This window comes from Parachitinimonas caeni (assembly GCF_030129945.1).
In the GTDB taxonomy this organism is placed as follows: domain Bacteria; phylum Pseudomonadota; class Gammaproteobacteria; order Burkholderiales; family Chitinimonadaceae; genus Parachitinimonas; species Parachitinimonas caeni.
On sequence record NZ_JARRAF010000025.1, the window covers coordinates 1 to 16,923 of the forward strand.

10 protein-coding genes are annotated in these 16,923 nt (G+C 53.5%); all 10 read right to left on the minus strand.

What is annotated here, in order from left to right; all coding sequences use genetic code 11:
• A partial coding sequence (locus PZA18_RS17330) for a calcium-binding protein (protein WP_284102135.1) occupies positions 1–7,599 on the minus strand: 7,599 nt, incomplete at its 3' end.
• A gap of 6 nt (positions 7,600–7,605) precedes the next feature.
• Positions 7,606–8,442, minus strand: a complete 837-nt coding sequence (locus PZA18_RS17335) for a hypothetical protein (protein ID WP_284102136.1) — start codon at positions 8,440–8,442, stop codon at positions 7,606–7,608.
• Positions 8,443–9,122: 680 nt separating this feature from the next.
• On the minus strand, positions 9,123–11,855 hold the full coding sequence (locus PZA18_RS17340; protein ID WP_284102137.1) for a calcium-binding protein: 2,733 nt from the start codon (positions 11,853–11,855) through the stop codon (positions 9,123–9,125).
• Positions 11,856–12,019: 164 nt separating this feature from the next.
• Positions 12,020–12,430, minus strand: a complete 411-nt coding sequence (locus PZA18_RS17345; RefSeq protein WP_284102138.1) for a hypothetical protein — start codon at positions 12,428–12,430, stop codon at positions 12,020–12,022.
• 79 nt (positions 12,431–12,509) lie between these two features.
• Complete coding sequence (locus PZA18_RS17350) at positions 12,510–13,019, minus strand: hypothetical protein (protein WP_284102139.1); 510 nt, start codon at positions 13,017–13,019, stop codon at positions 12,510–12,512.
• Between the two features lie 14 nt (positions 13,020–13,033).
• Positions 13,034–13,450 carry a hypothetical protein gene (locus tag PZA18_RS17355; RefSeq protein ID WP_284102140.1) on the minus strand — a complete coding sequence of 139 codons (417 nt, stop codon included), beginning with the start codon at positions 13,448–13,450 and terminating at the stop codon, positions 13,034–13,036.
• Between the two features lie 209 nt (positions 13,451–13,659).
• The gene (locus PZA18_RS17360) at positions 13,660–14,073 is read right to left on the minus strand and encodes a hypothetical protein (RefSeq protein WP_284102141.1); all 414 of its coding nucleotides are present in this window, start codon (positions 14,071–14,073) and stop codon (positions 13,660–13,662) included.
• A gap of 82 nt (positions 14,074–14,155) precedes the next feature.
• Complete coding sequence (locus tag PZA18_RS17365) at positions 14,156–14,695, minus strand: hypothetical protein (RefSeq protein ID WP_284102142.1); 540 nt, start codon at positions 14,693–14,695, stop codon at positions 14,156–14,158.
• 16 nt (positions 14,696–14,711) lie between these two features.
• Positions 14,712–15,122, minus strand: coding sequence for a hypothetical protein (locus tag PZA18_RS17370; protein WP_284102143.1), 411 nt, complete (start codon positions 15,120–15,122; stop codon positions 14,712–14,714).
• 181 nt (positions 15,123–15,303) lie between these two features.
• Entirely contained in the window at positions 15,304–16,818 is a 1,515-nt protein-coding gene (locus PZA18_RS17375) for a hypothetical protein (protein WP_284102144.1), read from the minus strand.
• Between the last annotated feature and the right edge of the window lie 105 nt (positions 16,819–16,923).

Here is a 16,923-nt window from a genome sequence, read left to right on the forward strand (position 1 = left end):
GAAGCGGTAGACATCGTTGCCGGCACCGCCGATCAGGGTGTCATTACCCGCGCCCCCATCGAGGGTGTCATGGCCGGCGCCGCCAGTCAGTTTGTCGGCTTGGGGGGTGCCGGTCAGGGTCTGGTTGATCGGGGTGCTGCCACCGCTGATCAGCTTGGCAATGTCTGCGGCCGATAGCGAATTGCCGCCCTTGGGCTGGACATAGGCCATCGCCGCCGCGCCACCATTGAAGTGGCCGAGGATGCGCACGCTGCGGCTGGTATCGCCGACCACGCCGATGACGAGGTCTTTGCCGTCCTGTTTGAAGGTGAGCTGGCTGCGGTCGAGGTCGTTGAAGAAGATCCAGTCCTGACCACCACCGGTGTTGTCGATCGTGTCCTGACCGAATGCACCGCTGAAGACGTATTTGTCGTTGCCAGCGCCACCGACCAGGCTGTCGTCGCCCGCCCCACCATTGAGCTGGTCGTCTTCGCTGCCGCCATCCAGCGTGTCGTTGCCGTCACCGCCATCGAGATAGTCGTTGCCGGCTTCGCCTTTGAGTTCGTCGTTGCCACCCAGACCGAACACGGTGTCGTTCCCCCCGCCCGCGCGGATGCGGTCGGCGCCAGCAGACCCACTTAAATTATCAGGATTGTTGCCGCCCTGGATTTGCACCCGAGCCTCAACCGCTGCGGGGTCTAGCGTGGTGCCATCCGCAAACGTAATGGCCTTGAGCTTGTATTCACCACCTTTGGCAGTGCGGAACCAATTCTGAACCGTAATTTGGTCTGTACCGTTGCTGTGCAGGATCAACAAGTGATTACCAGAACGGGAGAAGTTCAAATCGGCCAACTTGATGCTTGCCCCAAATTGCAGAGTGTCTTTGAGTGCAGGGGTTTCGTGCTCGGGGAATCGAATACTGGCATCGGTAACGATGATCAGATCTTTGCCATCGCCGAGTTGGTAGCGGATGGTGTCATCGCCCGATGAACCGTAAAGGGTGTCATTGCCGGTACCGCCTTCGAGCTCGGTCGGGCTGGAGTTGGCCATGCGGTCATCACCATCGCCCCGCAACGTATCGTCTCCTGCACCGCCACGTAGTGTGGAATTGCCCCAACCCACCCACAGCTGGTCGTTGCCATCGCCGCCGTCAAGCAGATCATCCCCTCCTTCGCCTTTGAGGGTGTCATTGCCGGCTTCGCCATACAGCGAATCGGCGCCGCGCCCGCCGCTAATCGAGTCTTGCCCTTCCCCGCCCCAAAGCTGGCCACTGCCAGATAGCACATCATCACCGTCGCGGCCCCAGATCTGGTTGCTGAACGCAGGCATGGTGTCGCCCAGATGCGAACCAAAGTAAATACCACCACTAATGGTGTCGTTGCCTGAACCACCATCGAGGCTATTGCCTACGCTGTTGGCCCCTCGAATCGAATCATTGCCATTGCCACCCAGGATGGTGTTGACGCCGTCGCCACCATCGAGCGAGTCATCGCCATCGCCACCATCGAGGGTGTCGTTACCTTCGAGACCTTCGAGCGTATCGTTGCCGCCCAGGCCGGCAATCGAATCATCACCCTCGTAGCCGGTCACCTGCTCTGGCAGGTTGCTGCCTTGGGTCGACATCTGCTGAATGTCCTGCCGGGTCAACACCTTCTCGCTGCCATCTTTCAGCCGGATGCGCAGCAAGTTACCGTGGGTATCGGGGCGGTCTTTACTGAAAAATCCTGCAAAAACCAGTGCGTCGTCCCGATTGGAGGCAATCATTACCTTCAGGGCACCGCTCTGGTTCTGAAAGGCGAGATCAGAGAGCGCTAGATCATTCAGCAGCAGGGTCGGGATGTCTGAATAGCCATCCCTCACCCAATCGGTGTTTTGGCCCCGCTCCAGCAGATAGGTATTGGCACCATAGCCACCGTCCAGATCGTCTTTGCCGGCACCGCCTGCCAGGAAATCGTCGCCACTTTCGCCCAGCAACACATCGTCGCCATCGCCACCGGCCAGCGTGTCTTTGTCGCGCCCACCTACCAGTACATCGTTACCGGCATCGCCATACAGGTCTGACCCCCCATACGAGGCTTCCAGCCGATCATTACCACCACCGCCACGCAAGGTATCTCTATCGTCGCCCTCGCCTTTCAGCGTGTCTTCGCCATCGCCGCCTTCCAGCTGGTCGTGGCCGGCTCCGCCCGCAAGAAGATCGTTGCCCAGGCCGCCATCGAGCGTATCGTTGCCAGCATTGCCCAACAACTGGTCGTCGCCTTCGCCGCCCTTGAGCAGGTCGTCACCGTCGGCGGCTTCAAGGGTATCGTTGCCCTTGCCGCCATCAAGCGTATCGTTGTCTTCGGTGCCTGCCAGCCTGTCGGCGTCATCGGTACCGGTAATCTGGTTACCCTCTGTCTGGATCAGGCTACGGGTTTTGGTTTCGTCCCAACGGGTACCGTCAGCAAACACGATGCTCTGGAAGTGCTGTTTGCCATCGCGGAAGTTCTGCAGATCCACGCTATCACCATTGCCCAGATCAATGCGCAGATGGCCTTGCTTGATACTGAGCTTGAGCTTGGCCGGATCAATATCCTTGCCGAATACCAGCGTGTCTTTGCCAGATTCGCCCAACACCACCTTGTCGCGACCCCAGCCTCTTTCGAACAGATAAGTATTATCGCCAGCGCCACCTTCGAGCTGGTCATCGCCTTCATCGCCCACCAGCGTGTCGTTGCCGTCGTTCCCCTGCAGGGTGTCGTTGCCGCCGTTACCTTCGAGCAATTCAGCCGCTTTGCTGCCGGCTATGCGGTCGTCCCCGCCACCGGTTGTCAGGCCATCAGCAGCTTCGCCTTCCTGCAGCGTCAAATCCAGCGCATCACGCAGGCCAATATTCAGCATGTCTTTGAATGACAGCTCAATCACCTCATCGCCCTGCGGGGCTGTGGTCACGTCGCTGGCCATGCGTGGGTCGTCGTTTTCGATAGGGGCTGCAGCAGGTAAATCGATAACTTTGCCATCCAGCCCGCCCAGCCGGAACTTAAAGGAGCGCGCCTGCGCCAAGCTGCCATGAATCAAAAAGGCGCCGCTAGCCGATGAGAGAGATATGTTTTCTTTGCCAACTACCATCGTCAGAGACTTGGCGAAACCCATATCAAGCAAAACGATATTGTTGCCGCTGTTGTCGTGGATGGTATCGACCACCGAATTTTCGGCAGACGGGGTGACCAGCCCGCCGCGCAAGTCATAAACGTCGTCGCCCGCTTCGCCCTTCAGGAAATCGGTACCAGCGCCGCCTACCAGAGTATCGTTGCCGGCCCCGCCATACAGCCAGTCGCCATCGCTACCACCCTCCAGCGAGTCGTTGTCTTCTCCGCCATACAGGTAGTCCGAACCGCCACCACCCTGCAAAATATCCTTGCCGGTGCCGCCACCGACCACATCATCGCCACTTCCAGCATCCAGCGTATCGTCGCCTTCGCCGCCGTTCAGGGCATCATTGCCCGCCCCGCCGGCCAGCAGATCGTTGCCTTCTTCGGCCAACAGGGTGTCATTGCCTTCTCCCCCCAAAAGGGTGTCGTTGCCACGATCCGCCACCAACACATCATTGCCCGTACCGCCATCGAGCAGGTTGTTGCCGATAACGCGGTCTTCATTGGTCGTGTTGATCTGGATGATCAGCTGATCATCGCCCGCTTCGCCGTACAGCAGGTTGTCGCCCATCTGGCCGTTGAGCACATCGTTGCCGTTGCCGCCATACAGGGTGTCGTTGGTGTTGGGGTTGATCGGGTCGCCGCCCGATACATAGAACAGATCGCCATTGAGCCAGTCGTTGCCATCGCCGCCTTGCAATAGATCGGCCCCGAACGAGCCGGCCATGCTGTCGTCGCCATCGCCGCCAATCAGCGTGTCGTCGTGCAAGATGCCGCGCAGGGTGGCGTTATCAGCGTATTCCCCTGTCAGGTCAACCTCGTCGTCACCCACCAGTACATCATTACCCGCGCCACCCAGCAGGCGATCTGTACCCGATCCGCCATGCAGTTCATCGGCGCCATTTCCACCGATCAATACATCCGAATTATTTTTGCCGAACAGCACATCGTCGCCATTGCCGCCGGTTAAAACATCGTCACCAATCGCCCCCCACAGCCAGTCATTATCGTCACCCCCACTCAGCGTATCGTTGCCCGACCCACCTCGCAGAAAGTCATTGCCGGCACCACCATCCGCAACAAACCCTGATTCATCGGGCACTTCAGATAGGTTTACCAATTCGTTTGTCCACTCGAAGATGGCTACCTGGTCATCCTTCTTGTACCCATCCAGTGGCTGCAAAATGCCTTTTCCAGGCTTGCGGATATACGACCGACTGGCGGGGTTGTATTCAAAATCATCGGCCGAATTACCCGGCTCAAAGGTGCTGGTCCATTTGGCGGCCGGAGAAAGGTTATGCCGTTGCTTCAGCTCAAAAGCATCGACGCTTCCGGCTACATGGCGAGAGCCTGCGGCCTCATCAGCCATGGCGGCCAGATAGTCATTGGCCAATTGCACCCGCCGGGTGGTTTTGTACTCCTTATCCCCGTCGCGCCAGCTGAAGTCCAGATAACCTTCATAGCCGCCATACACGGCCTTCTTCTCAAGATGCGCCGTAACGGTCGAGGTCATTTTCCAGTCAGCGTAATGGCGCTCCCATTGGTTGATGCCTGCGTCGGCCACATAGGGCGAGGTCGGTTCCTGTCGGAATACCGTATCGATAAAGTCGTTGCCCGCTCCGCCTTCAACCTTTTTGACTCCCCAGCCGACAAAGACATAGTCATTGCCATCGCCGGCATAAACGTTCGAGTTGTGCTGGCTGGACACCACCACATCATTGCCGGCACCCGCGTGAACATCGCCAGGGCCTTTTCCATCATCAATGCCATAACGATGCTGGCCATAAAACATATCACTCGAGCCCGGCCCCTGATCACTGCCGGCCCTCTGGATAGTGCCCGAGAGGTTGATGCCCAGCTGGCCGCTCTTGAAATTCTGGATGGTCAGCGACTGGCCGGTATTGCGGTCTGTCACCAGCAGATCACCCATGCCATTACCGTCGGGTGACCACAGATAGCGGATATTGGCCTGGTTGGCGTCTTCATACAGACCATCCACGTCTTTCACCTTGCCGCCACCGAGTGTAGCGCCAGCGAAGCTGACCGTGCCGTCGCCATCCTGGTCAAACAGCATGTCGTTGCCTTCACCTTTGGCAATCACATAGCTATCTTTACCGGCGCCTCCGTAGAGCCTGTCGTTGCCACTGCCCCCGTCGAGCGCATCGTCACCGGCCCCGCCGCGCAACACATCGTTGTCGCCACCCCCACTCAGCTTGTCTGCACCGGCGCCACCATCGAGCGTGTCATGGCCCGTGCCGCCATTGAGCACATCAGCTCCCAGGCCACCTTCGAGTACATCATTACCTGCCTTGCCTTCCAACAGGTCATCGCCAGCTTCGCCGTACAGCCGGTCGGCCGTATCGCCACCCGTCAGCGTATCGCCCTCGGCATTGCCGAATATCGTCCGCCGTGTGGCGGCAAACGGGCTGTTGGCCGGAAAGCCGATCGCAATCTTCTGGCCGCTGGTCTTATCTTCGAAGTAGCTGTTGTCCGTCAGATAGAGGTGGTCGGCATCGGAAGGTGCGCCGTCGTTCTTTTTGCTGGGGGTCTTGGCGTTGACCGGCTCAAGGTTTTTTTGCTTGAACCACTGCAGCCGCTGCAGCATATCGGCCCGGCCGCCCAGCCACTCGTCGGAAATGTTCAGCGCCGACCGGTCTTGGCCGGCCGCAATCAGCGCATTATCGGTTTGCCATTGTTGATACTGGGTCTTCCACGCCTCGGGGATCGCCACCTCACCTTCGCCAAATTGCAAGGCAAACGGGCTCAGCAGTTGCAGGGCCAGATAATTGCCGAAGTCTTTGCGTGCATCGCCAACGCTCAGGGCAGAGGTCGGCTGCAGTGCCACCTTGCCCAGCAGGCGGGTGTAGCCGTCGCTGGCGGTCACTTTGTCGAGCAGCTTGTAGAAGTCTTCGCGGTTGCTATAGGGCTCGCCTGCGGGGGTCTCGGTTTTGGCCCAGGTACCGCCCTTGGGGTTGCCTTTGAGTGGCTTGCCCATCGCCTCGGGGCCCAGCAGATAGGCCGCCAGCGCATTCAGGGTGTTTTCGAGGACATCACCTTCGGCGCGGCCTTGCGTTGAGCCCACCGTCGCGGCACGCAGATAAGACGCTTCCTTGAGAATCTGGTTGAACATCCCTTCCGCTGCGTCCTGGCGGTCTGACGGTAACAGCCGTTGCAAGACACGCTGCAGATTGAGCGAATCCTGCACCAATACCAGGCTGTGGGTATCCCCAAACACATTGACTGCCCAGTCACCTGCCAACAGTTTGAATTCGCCCCATTCAATCGACTCTTTGATCATGCCTTTGATCGGGCTACCTCGCAGTTGCGGCTGATCTTCAATGAACACCTCCGCCCGCTGGCCATAGCGGTACTGCGAGTGCGCCACCATCGAAAACGGCTGGCTGGTGTCCATTTCGGTGGCGACCAGATCCCACTGGTTATCGAGCGCGCCGCCTTTGGCCGTGTGCCACGCCCCGACGATGGCCTTGGCGCCGCTGGAAATACTCAGCGGTTCTGTATTGAACTTTAGTTTGGTCGCGACCGCTGCCATCTGGTAGTCGAGTGCGGCCCCGGCTACGGCGCTCGCCGGTATCGCCGCTGGCTTGCGTGGCGTTTCACCGCCAGAATCCAGCGTGGGGGCCCGCCTCACTTCGTCGCCCACTTTCTTTGCCCGATCCACAGCCTCTACCAATAGTTTCTGATCCTCTCCCGTCAGCCCGACAAACTGCTTTTCCCAGCCCGGCATCGTCGGCGCCATGCCGCCATTCGCGGTGAATTGTTGCTGCAGCCAGTCGTATACCTCGGCCCCGGCCCGGCTGGTAAGCAGCGAACGCGCTGAATTCCGGTAGCGGCTGAAGTAATCGATCATCGGGCGGATCTGCGTCAGCGTGGTGTGCCGCTCGCCATCGCCAATCTGGCCCACCCCGGCACCGTTGAAGGTAATCACCTGCTTGATATCGCTTCCTTCCCCCCGGTGCAGCAGGTTGAACGCCGTCGCCAGATGCGCGCCCAGGCTGTAGCCCGTCACCGTCAATGGTTTGGTGATCTTGCCTTCGCTGTGCAAATGCCGATACCAGCTTTCCATATCGCTGATCTGCCCGAACGCCCAGCCCAGGCGGGCGATTTCCAGCGCATTGGTCGATTGGTTATCGCGCGCTGCGTCGTCGATGAACTCGGTGCTGCGGAAACTGAGGACGAGATCGCCCGTATCTTTGTTTTTGAACAGGGTGCCGGAGAAGCCGGTCGTGGTATTGGATTTGTGCTCCACCACCACCCACTGCGCCGCAAACTTGGCGGCTTCACCGGTGGTGAATTTGCTGGCGTGGCGATTGCCAAGGGTGAGGTAGTCTTCTCGGATAGGGCCGCTAACAGGAATGCCGGGTTCCAGATCCGGCCTTTCCACCGCATCCCGGCCATACAAAGCCTCTGCTGCCATTTGCAGCTCGGCGTATTTCAGATAGTCGCTAATACTCGGTGTGGTCGTTGTCATACTGGTTTACTGCGCTTTCTTTGGAATCAAAATACGGTCTACAAACATGCGGGTCACAGCATTCCCGCTGTAATTGTCACCTTGAGGACAAACCCTTGATCGCCCCCACGGTATGGAGTCATCGCCAGGCGCTGGCTCATAGGCCCAGGCCCAGCGTTTGAGCTCGCCCAACACTTCCTGCGTCTGCAGGTCGATCACCTTCACCGTGCTGCTGGCCAGCCAGAGTTCACGCAAGGCCGGATCGACATGGTCTTCAAACGTCACGGCATAGCGTGGGGCAGGGGCGGTGGTGGGTTTGCCTTCGATCAGCGTATCGATCCAGCCAATCTGGGAGGTCGGGCGAGGTCTTTTGACGATGGTGTACCGGAGCCGCCCCCCATCCGCCTGCATCACATCCACAAAGCGATAGCCGGGGGCGTTGGACGGATTTTTTGGGTTGTACTCGAGGTTGATATAGCCACGGTATTCCTGTGTGACAGGCTTGCGTTCGGGAGAGCCGGAATGTTCATACCCGAGAAAGTTTTCGATGTATCCATTGTTATGGCTCTCCCGCGCAAACGCTGCCCCCGGCCACATCTTGTCGAACCACTGCACTTCGCTACGCCACTCGCGCACCTTCAGCAGCACGATGCCTTCCACCTCCTCCACCTTGCGGTAGATCTTCTCGCCCGCATCGGTCTTGCACTTCTCCTGGAATATCGCTCTTCCCTTGTCCATTCTGACCTTATCGGCCGCCCACCACGCCCGCTCTGCCGAGCTGCTGCAACCTGCCAGCAAGGCCAGCAGCAATAGGCCCAAACCACTGCGTAGGACGATGAATGAAGGGTTTGCTCTTGTCTGCATGGTGAATGCTTCCTCCTGGGTTAAGCCCGGCCAGCATGGCACCGGGGTTGGTCATATTGTTTGACTGGTTGCGGCGTTATCAAGCCGGCTGATCTGTGTAAAGCCTTGCAGCAGACTTCGGTAATTGGATTTGGTTCGATACAAGGCCAAGTTTGGCAAGGCATTCGCCCTTGGTATTTCAATGCCATGTGAATGAAAAGAGGTGTGTTTGATTTTGACAAAGGGCGCAATTGTCAGAGAAATTGCACAGCACAGGCAAGCCCACTGGTCGGCGGTCAGGCATGGTGGCTTGGTGGCTTGGTGGCGCTACATGCTCGTCAGAACTCACGAATCTTTCGACGGCTCTTGCCTCATTCCACCGACAGTTGTTATGCACCCCCTCCCGTCTGAACCGCCGAGCACCGCAGGCCGGAGTGGGGGTGTCCGGGGCGTTTATCTGAGACCGGCCAAAGGCCGGGCGAGTTTACGCACCGGCCACGCAGTGCGAGGCGCACAGGGAACCCGCAGGGCGGTGAAGCCGGGTCGCATTTCTTTGCCCTCTTTCTTTGGCGACGCAAAGAAAGAAGGGCGGCCTGCGGGACGCTGCCCCGTCCCAAACCCCGCGCCGCAAGGCACTTATCTGAATAGGCATTTAAACCGGGTGGAAATGCCCCCCACCCGTTTGCCCCAGCCTCCGTGAATCAGAGGCTGGGGCAAACGGGCGGGGAAATTGTTAATGGTGCCGCTGCCGGCGAAAGGTTATGTGATCGCTTTAACTCGGAAGCGTCCACGCTCCCCGCAACATGCTGTGAACCTGTGGCCTCATCCGCCATGCAGGAAAGGTAATCATTGGCCAACCGAACCTGCCTGATGGTCTTGACCTCCTTACCCCCTTGACTCCAGCTGAAGTCCAGATAGCCCTCATAGCCGCCATACACGGTCTTCTTCTCAAGATGCGCCGTAACGGTCGAGGTCATTTTCCAGTCGGCGTAATGGCGCTCCCATTGGTTGATGCCTGCATCGGCCACATAGGGCAAGGCCGGCTCCTGCCTGAATTCGGTATCGATAAAGTCATTCCCGTCTCCCCCTTCGACCTTCTTGACGCCCCAGCCAACAAAGACATAGTCATTGCCATCACCCGCATAGATGTTGGGGTTATGCCGACTGGACAACACCACATCATTGCCTGCACCAGCATGGATGTCGCCTTCGACAGGCATCTCCGGGTTACCTGTTGGCCGACCACCAAAGAAAAAATTATTCGTCCCCGGCCCCTGTGTATCGGTCGGCTTCGGTTGGCCGCCCAGGGTGATGCTCAGGTCGCCGCTCTTGAAGTTCTGAATAATCAAGGTCTGCTGGGTCTTGGTGTCGGTTACCAGCAAATCTCCCACACCGCTGCTGTCGGGTGTCCACAGGTATCGAACGCCGGGCTGGCTGGCGCTCTCGTAGAGGCCCGCACTGGTCTTGACCTCGCCGCCCAGCAGTGTATTGCCCGCAAACGTCACCATGCCCTGGCCGTCGCTATCGACGATCACATCGTTGCCTTCGCCGGCGGCAATGCGGTAGCTGTCTTGGCCGGCGCCACCTTCGAGCCAGTCGTTGCCACTGCCGCCATCGAGGTTGTCGTCGCCGCCGGCGCCGTAGAGGGCGTCGTTGTCTTTGCCGCCGTCGAGCATATCGTTGCCGCTGCCGCCAAACAGGGTGTCGCGCGCGTCGCCGCCGTAGAGCTGGTCGTTGCCGGCGCCGCCTTCGATATTGTCGGTGCCGCCGTCGCCGTGCAGGGTGTCGTTGCCGCCGCCGCCATACAGCCGGTCGCTTTCGCTGCCGCCACGAATGCCTTCATCGCTGGCATTGCCGAATATCACTTGATGGTCGGTCAGGCTCAGCCCCTTGCCATCGATCTGCAGGGTGAGCGCGGCACCGCCGTTGTGGGTGGTGTGGCGGTCGGTGAAGTCCCAGTTGCCGACCACGGCATCGGTCTTGAGGGTGCGGTTGTGATAGATGCCCCGCCGCTCGAACTCGCGCTTCCAGGTCAGCATCGCTGCCCGGTCGAGCAGATAGCGCTCGGTCATCTCGCCACGGCCCGTGGCCGGGTCGTACAGATCGAGCGAGCCATCGGTGTTGTACTTGTCGTAGCCGATGTCAGTGACCGCAAACGCATTCAGCTCACGCAGCGCATAGCGCCACGCGATATCGGTCTTGGCACGCGCCACGATCTCTTCCCGCGTCAATCCCGCTGACAGGGTGAACTTGCCCCCATTCAGATCGGGCACCGGGGTGCTTTTGAGGGTGGCGTTGCCGCCAAACATCAAGCTTTCCAGCCGGTCAAGCAGGTCGATCTGGTAGTTGCTGTCGTTGTCTCGCAGTAGTTTGCCGTCGCGCAGCTGGCGGTAAAACTCAACCGCCCCTTCTCCGCCAAAGTAGCCGCCCAGCATGCCGCCGATAAACGCGAGGGCAGCCGCTTCAGGCGCAGCAACCACGCCCGTCGCAACCGCGCCGGCCGTTGCCGCCAGCGAAAGGGCCTGCCCGACTTCAAACGCCGCAAAGTCTCCCGCAAACCCAATCATCCATTCATATAGCTTCTCTTTGCGTTTCTCGAAGTCATCGATTGACAACGCCGCTTTGACTTCGCTGCACGCCGATAGCCCGGTAAGCGCTGCCACCACCAGCAGCAACTTGCTTTTACCGAGCAAGCTGGGGGCCTTGGTTTGCAATGCCGCGCGGTAATCCACACGCAGGCGCTCCGCTTCCTTCATCAGCAGCTCGTAGTCTGCGGCCGATAGCGTATTCAGCTCGCTGAAGAGCTTGGACCGTGCAAGGTCATCCACCTTCTGCAAAAAGCCGCTGCTCGCCTCGTAGCGCAGGTAGTCCCGGATGTTGCCTACCCCTACCTTGGTCAGCTGATATTGCAACTGCGAATGCGCCCGCAAAAAGCGGAACAAGGCTCCGGCGTCGCCACCAGCGTTACCAACATACTTGTAGAGGCTTAGGAGTTCCTTTTTGTCGATGCCATCAATGGTCTTGATCTTGGGATTCTCTAAAAGCGCTTGAAGTTCGCTTAAGGCAAACACCGAATCAGGCGCTGCGCCGCCCACCATCACCCGAACATGCTCAGTACCGCTTTCCAAGACAAAGCGTCGGCTGGCGTCATCCCAGATACCGTCGGGATGGCGAACGCCTTTGGCGTCTTTGCTGCCGTTCATGATGGCGTCGATGGTCTCTTTGACTTTATTTGGAGGTACTTTTGGATCAGCTCTAACGGCATTTTCCAATGCCAAAACAAAATCATCACTCTGAATAAATTCCGAGACATCCACAAACTTCCTACTAATGGTTACATATGAGCCAGCCTCCGGCGCTTTTTTTATCATGTCATAAACAACTGACTGGCTCTTGGTAATGCCATCCGGCATATAACCGGCGTTCAAAACCATTACAGCCCCTGGCTGAGGATTACTAAATTTCGCGGACATTTGCTTGGCGAGGCCGCGCAAATACTCTACATCGTAAATCTTTCCCGCTGCATTCCCAGCTTTAAGTTTTTCTAACTCTTCTTTTGCATTAAGATATTGCACAATTATCAGTCCTTATAAAATTTTTAATTTATTTTAATGTTCATGCCAACAATATTCCAATTCCGCCGAGATTCAACAACAAGCATGGCCTCCTTAAATATTTCTATAAAACCTTCCAAATCAATCTTGCTATCGCCAATCACCTCAAATCTCTCGATTTCGTATTCGTGAGAATATCCCTCTTTTTCTTCTACCCATTCATATCCTCTATAACCTTCTATGTGAATTAAGTTGCCATCAACACATAGCAAGCACTCTCCAGGAGAACGCTCTCGATTCATTTGAACCGAAAGAACAAATAAAAAACAATTTCTCTCCTTATCTACCCAGCACGGAGGAGGGTAATTTCTGCCATTTAATTCAATCGCCTTGCTATATTCAATTCCACCCTTTGCAGGCTCATCATCCCAATTATTAACTTCAACAAAGCCCATAAATCTTTCCTCCGAAAATTAAACAACAAACAAAAGCACACTCTTTCAAACGTTGAATGCATTTTTCTTTATCGCCTATTTAGCTCAACACAAACACCGAATCAGGCGCTGCGCCACCCACCATCACCCGCACATGCTCGGTGGCGCTTTCGAGCACGAACCGCCGGCTGGCGTCGTCCCAGATGCCGTCGGGAAGGCGGACGCCTTTGGCGTCTTTGCTGCCGTTCATGATTTCGTAGATTTTGGCGTCTACCTTATCTATCGGGGTTGTAGCGCTTACGGCTTTTTCCAATGCCACTACAAACTCATCACTCTGTATAAATCCTGAAACATCTACGAGTTTCGCATTTATGGTAACAATTGAGTGATAAGAGCCTTTATTAATTATATCAAATACAACTTTTTCACTTTTTGTCACCTTATCTGGCATAAGCCCAGAATTCAGGAACATTACAGCATTCTCTGCCGGGCTATCAAATTTAGCAGAAACTTTACCGGCCAACTCTCGCAATTGACTTACCGTTAGAGGCGCCCCCTCACTTTCAGCCAATTTAATTAAATCTATAGCCTCTTTCTTACTGATACCCATATTACTAGATTCCTTTAAGCAATTTCAGAGATGTCTAATTTAATCTCGGCCGCTGCCATTGGGCGACGACTTTCCACACCTTTAAATGCCTCCAGCAATATTGAAAAACAGGTATCTCTATCAAACTCACCTTCAGCCAACCAATCCACACTACATATAAGATAATCAACCACCCGACCAACACCATCTTGCCATTTCGCAAATCGATAGGCCCGAATGCTGACTCCTTGCCCCTTTATAAATAGCAAATACTCTCCAGGCGGACGCTCATAGTTCCCCTCTTCCGAGAAATGAAAGAAAATTACATCATTAGTAAAATCCGCCCAGCAACTTGTTAAATAATCACACTCCGCCACTCTCTGAGCCTGCTTATATTCTTCTCTACTCTCAATTTCATGCCTGGCATCATCTTTTATGTAAACAAAATTCACACACACCTCCACATTTAAATTAAAGAAAAGGCAGGCAGATTAAAAAGCGAACCTGACTAGACTCATCTTAACTTCGGCCTCACATCCAATCCTGACCGCCAAGTTCGCTCGTAAATCATCAACGCCAAATACAGACCCATCTCTCTTAGCTTTAGACAAGACGCCAAGAACCTTATCCACATTTTCATAATTCATTTCTGACACTCGCATCACTCAATTAATTCAATCTCAATAGCAACAGGTTTATTTGTTCGACTGGACTCTATAAGGAAAAAAACTTCGCGCAATATAGTGAGTAATACTTCCATGTCCAACAATTCATCAATAAATTTTATTGCCTTAATGGCGTAATTAATTTTATATCCACCACCAGCAAGAACTCCCATTTCATTATACGCTTTAACCTGAACAGCCCTGCCATTTACAAAAAGCAAGTAATCACCAGGCGGCCGCTCTCTCTCCGACTCTTCCCCCAAATGAAAAAATATATAATTTCTATCTTTGTCAACATAATAGGTCATCAAAAAACTTTCAGCGCCCTGCGCAACCTCCAACGCTCGCCTATACTCTACAGAGTCTCTAATAGACTCATTTTCATCTCTATATGCGTAAACAAAACTCATCCCTCAACTCCTTCAGCTAAAATAAGAAACAAACAAATACACGTTCATCCAAGAATTAAATGTGTATTCCTTTATTGCCTATTTATCTCAGCGCAAACACCGAATCAGGCGCTGCGCCGCCCACCATCACCCGCACATACTTGGAGGCGCTTTCCAGCACGAAGCGCCGGCTGGCGTCGTCCCAGATGCCGTCGGGTTGCCGAATCTTGACACGCTTGCCATCCACAACGGCATCAACTTCAGTGCCGTCCATGATGGCTTCAATAATTCCGTTAACCAAATGAGGAGTATCTTTGTTCTCCTTAATTACCGCAGCTCTAAGTGCCAACTTGAAAGCATCACTTTGAAGAAATTTTGACACATCAACACGTTCTCTGTTTATGGTAACAATTGACCCATATTTATTACCACTAACCAAGTCATTTATAAGATTCTTAGTGTCTGTAATCCCATCCGGCATCATCCCAGAGTTCAGAACCATAACCGCATCTTTGCTTGGGTTTGAATACTTAGCTGACATTTGCTTGGCCAAGCCAATCAAATACTCTTTCGAGTGAACTATACCTGCTCTATTTTGAGAATCAAGCAAATCTATATACGAATCAACGTGTAAATATTTCATGAGCGGTCATTTTCTCTTAGGAAAATTTAACAAAAACATCTAATATCGGACAATTTGCCACACTAGACTCAGAAAGCCTCCAGACCTCAGTAACCATTTCGATGATCATATCTTGGTCAAAATCAAAACCATCAGAAAAGCTGATGTTTTCAATTAGTAACTCACTAACAAACCCACCCGCATCACTCCAGAAAAAATTATCGTATGCGCGAATGGTGATGCAATTTTCACCAATAAATAGAAAATACTCTCCAGGCAAACGTTCACGATTACTTTCACGTCCGATTACGAAAAAATACAGATCACGCTCCAGATCAACCCAGCCACCAGACAAAGAATTCCACCCAGTCAATTCCAATGAATGCTGATATTGACGTGTCTGCGCCAGCCATTCATTTTTCGATCTTAAAATGTAAGAAAAACTCATAAATTCCTCGCTGGAAAATAAACAACAAACAAAAGCACAGGCAGATTAAAAAGCGAACCTGTCCAAATTTTTCGTGCAGCAGGGTCAAGCCTTGCTATTTGCACTCCAAGGTTTTTTAGGAAGTGCAAAATACAAGACCTAACCCCAATGATCCTATGGGGCTAGCAACCGATTCAGTGTACTAATTATTCTCTACTCCAAATTTTACATTCACACCCAAAACAACCCAATCCGACTTGGCTTCAGCAGCCAATAAGGCATCTTTGAGAATTGGCAAAAAGAACTGCTGATCAATTTCACCTGTACCCAAATTCTCAACACCCTCAATTAGGTATTCATGTTTATAGCCTTGCTTGTCTTCTATCCATTCATAGCTCCATCGGATTTTTATATGAAGCAGCCGCCCATCAATACACAATAAACACTCGCCAGGCCGTCCCCGTTTATTTGTCTGAACTGAAAACAGAAATAGGAAATATTTATTCCTTCTATCTATCCAACTCTGCATCGGATAGCCTTCATTCTCTCGGGCAAATACTGTCCGACGCTCCTGATCATTTTTGTGCAACACAAACGCTGTTTGATATTCAGGCGCGTCTTTTATAGCCTCCTCGTCCCAGTTATCAATTTCAACAAAAAAGGACTGCGAGAATGATCCTGCCAAAATGCCCTGACCATAAGATTTATGCGCCATATTTATCTGGCTTACTTTATTTCGACTTCGATGCTTGGCTGCGTACAATTGCATTGCATCGCATATATCATCATCTCGACAATGCAAGTCAATATTTGCATCCCAAATTCTGGCCCAGATATCGAATACATAAATACCTTCTATTTTTACCTTTTCAGGATCCCGGTCTATAAATGGTTCAGACTGCAAAAATCCGGTATGACCACGTACATTGATTCTCGTAGAAAACAGCTCCCTGCTAAATGAAATAGTCGCCGACTCAATCAGCCTTGGTCGTTTACCACCTTCTATAGCATAATAACCACTAACCTCGGTAATTCTGCCAAATTCTTTATCAGCCCTATTTAAAGTAATTTCAAAAAAATCCTTATCTTCTGCCTGCAAAATTTCTTGAATCAGCACTTCCTTTGAAATGCAGACTTCTGTATGTGGACCTGACTCAAACTCTTCGTTTGGCATTGAGAGTGCATCTTTATAAAATTTTGGGAACAGCTCCACCCACTGTATTTCACCATTTATTTTCACCTCTGATTGAGTACGTGGATTTCGCTCGCAAAGCTCCGCCTCATATTCGCCATCCCCAGGAAAATAGCCAAAGTCATAGATTTTATTCGACCTATCTTCAAATTTAATATGGAGATGGGCAGGGTTTAATGAACGTGACTTCTCTATACAGCGCAATGCACAGGACAAGGCTTCCTGATAGGCTTGCAAGTCTGAAACCAGGCCATCGGGAAACTCAATGGGTTCAATCAGGTAATCTACCGTTGCGCCTTCTGTTTCATCCCAGCTTACAATCCGGTAAAAACCGGAGTGTGAAATATTTCCCTCATATAAAAATGTAAATTTGGCGGGATCGCGCTCAAAATTTGATTTCACCCAGTAGGCTATTAATAAGCAGTTGTGCTGCTCATTAAACCAGCAATAAAAATCTGCAAAGTAAAATAACTCTACCAACCGCTGGTAAGCGGGCTCCTGCGCAAAGGGCATATCTGCGCTCATTCTAATTTCTTTGAATTCCATTGTTCACCACGCAATCAACAGCTAATAGAATCACCACCAAGACAGCAACCCCGGCAGGCTGCCAGTATTTTTTTATTAAGTAGA